Source organism: Pseudonocardia sp. SID8383 (genome assembly GCF_009864975.1).
Lineage (GTDB): Bacteria > Actinomycetota > Actinomycetes > Mycobacteriales > Pseudonocardiaceae > Pseudonocardia > Pseudonocardia alni.
In genome coordinates this window covers 1-2,645 of the sequence record NZ_WWFY01000349.1, presented here as the reverse complement: position 1 = coordinate 2,645, position 2,645 = coordinate 1, and the positions used below count along the sequence as shown (strand labels likewise).

Genomic DNA, 2,645 nt, shown 5'->3' with positions numbered 1-2,645 from the left:
CAGACCGCTCGCGGTGGCCCCGACGACCAGGCCGATCACGCCGGCCGCGACCGCGGGCAGCGCGGACCGGCGTCGCAGGGCGGCGAACCGGCGTCGTCGCGGAGGGTCACCCGCGTCGGAGGCGGCGGCCACCGTCCCCCCGCCGTGCACGCCGTCCCGGACGTGCGGTGTCGGGGTGTGGGCGGTGGGGGTCTCGTCGGCGGGGACCGGGGGCTGCCGGTCGGTGGGGCGGTCGTCGTCGTCGCGCGGGGTGCGGTTCTCGTCGTTCATGGTTCTCCTCGGACGGTGCCGTGCCCGGAAGAGGGCAGCGGCGGGTCGCGGACCGCCGGACGGCGGACCGCTGGGGGTCGGGTGGGATCAGCCGGCGGGAGGCCGCGCGGCGTCGACGACGTCGCGGGCGGCGGACGTCGTCGCGGGCAGCAGCTCCGACACCGAGTCGACGATCCGGCTGCCGCCCAGTGACTGCGCGAGCGTCGTCACGGGGGCGAGCGCCTCGGCGCTCACGACCGCGGGGACCACCCACGAGACCAGCCAGATCACCAGCAGTGCGGTCACGGCACCGGTGACGGCGCCGACGATGCGGTCCAGGAAGGACAACCTGCCGCGGGCGAGCACCCGGCTGACCAGTCCGCCGAGGAACCCGCCGACCAGCGAGCCCAGCAGCAGACCGGCGATCACCCCGACCAGGCCCCACAACCAGGCCGAGTCGGGGGTGTCGCCGTAGCGGGCCAGGTTCGAGCCCCAGGCCGCGCCGACGCCGGCACCGACCACGAGACCGAGCAGGCGCCCGGCCCGGGCCACGCCGCCGAGCCGGCGGAACCCGCCGATCGCGGCGGCCACCACGATGATCAGGACGATCACGTCGAGCAGGGTCATCTCTTCCTCTCCGCGCCGCGGGCCGGGCGGCCCGTCGTCTCGGTGTCTGCCACGACAGTGCCCGCGGTACCTGAGACGGACCTGAAACCGGCGGGTCCTTCAGGTCCCCCTCAGCCTCGCGGCGCACCCTTGTGCCGTGAGCACACGCCAGGACGACGACAGCCGCGGCCCCACGACCCGGGTCCTGGTGCTCGAGGACTCCGACGCCATCCGCGAGTCCGTCGTGGACGCGCTGGCCGATGCCGGGCACGTGACCGAGGGCGTCGTCGACGGCGTCGCGTTCGAGGAGCGGCTCGCCGCGTTCCGGCCGGACCTCGTCGTCCTGGACGTGATGCTCCCCGGCGGGCGCGACGGGTTCGAGCTGATCGACGTCGTGCGTGGGCACGGGGACGCCGGGATCGTCATGCTCACCGCGCGCGACGCGCTGGCCGACCGGCTCCGCGGGCTCGACTCGGGCGCCGACGACTACGTCCTCAAGCCCTTCGCGCTCGACGAGCTCGTGGCCCGGGTCGCGGCGGTGCTGCGCCGCCGGGGCAGGCTGCCGTCCGCGGTGCAGGTGGGCGACCTCGTCCTCGACCCCGACGCCGCCGTCGCCTCCCGCGGGGGGACGGTGCTGGAGCTGTCCGCGACCGAGCTGCGGCTGCTCACCTACCTCGCCGAGCAGCGCGGACGCACCGTGTCCAAGGCGCAGATCCTGCGCTCGGTCTGGGGCTACGACGCCTACGACCCCAACCTCGTCGAGGTCCACGTGTCGGCGCTGCGCCGCAAGCTGGAGGCACACGGTCCGCGGTTGCTGCACACCGTGCGGGGCCTCGGCTACTCGCTGCGCGGGCCGTCGTGAGCTCGGCCGCGCAGGCCCGCACCGCCACCCCGTCGCTGCGCCGCCGGGTCACCGCGGCGGTGCTCGGGGTGGTGGCGGTGCTGCTGGTCCTGGTGGTGGTGCTCGTCGACGTCCTGCTCGGGGCCCGCCTGGAGTCCGATCTCGACTCCCGGCTGCGGGACCGTGTGGTGCAGGCCCAGCAGCTGATCGCGGCGGGAGCCACCCCGGAGGAGCTGGTCACCGGGCTGTCCGGCCAGCAGATCCGGATCAAGGTGAGCACCGCCGACGGGGAGGTCATGGGCGACCCCGGACTGAACGCGCCCGGTACCCCACCGCCGGCCGGCCGGCCGGACCGCGGCCCCGGTGGTGACCGCACCGACGACCCGAGCAGGCCGCCGTCCGCCCCGGTCCCGGCCGGACGGCCACCCGTCCCGCCGGACACCGGCAGCCGCACCGTGACCCTCGACGCCGGTGGCGGGGCGACGGTCGAGCTCGTCGCCGACGCCTCCGACGTCGCCCAGGTCCGCAACGGTCTGCGCGCGGTGCTGGCCGGATCGGTGCTGCTGACCCTGCTCGTCGCGCTCGGTGCGGTGTCGTTCGTCGTGCGGACGGCGCTGCGCCCGCTGGACCGGATGACCGCGCTCGCCGGGCGGATCACCGCGGGCGAGCGCGACGCGCGGCTCCGGCCCGATCGCCCGCACACCGACCTCGGTACCGCGGCGGCGGCGATGGACGGCATGCTCGACGCCCTCACCGACGCCGAGCGGCGCTCCCGGGAGGAGGCCGAGCGGACCCGGGTGTTCCTGGCCGACGCCGCGCACGAGCTGCGGACACCGCTGTCCGGGATCACCGCCGTCGCCGAGACGCTGGAGCGGTCCGGGCCCGACGCCGACCCCGCCCGCCGCACCCGGCGCCTGGAGCTGCTGCTCGGCGAGACGCGCCGGGCCGG

General features: G+C 76.3%; 4 protein-coding genes. 2 read left to right on the top strand and 2 right to left on the bottom strand.

Annotated features, from left to right (window positions below; translation table 11 throughout):
• The coding region (locus tag GTW08_RS08550; protein ID WP_202416743.1) for a hypothetical protein at positions 1-270 on the bottom strand (270 nt) is incomplete at its 3' end.
• 87 nt (positions 271-357) lie between these two features.
• Entirely contained in the window at positions 358-876 is a 519-nt protein-coding gene (locus GTW08_RS08545) for a CvpA family protein (protein WP_062399769.1), read from the bottom strand.
• A 136-nt stretch (positions 877-1,012) separates the two neighbouring features.
• Between GTW08_RS08545 and GTW08_RS08540 the strand changes: the two genes are divergently transcribed.
• A complete protein-coding gene (locus GTW08_RS08540; protein ID WP_073575899.1) occupies positions 1,013-1,717 on the top strand; it encodes a response regulator transcription factor in 705 nt (234 codons plus the stop codon).
• On the top strand, positions 1,714-2,645 hold a 932-nt coding region (locus GTW08_RS08535; protein WP_161151732.1), incomplete at its 3' end, for a histidine kinase dimerization/phospho-acceptor domain-containing protein. The genes GTW08_RS08540 and GTW08_RS08535, both read left to right, overlap by 4 nt.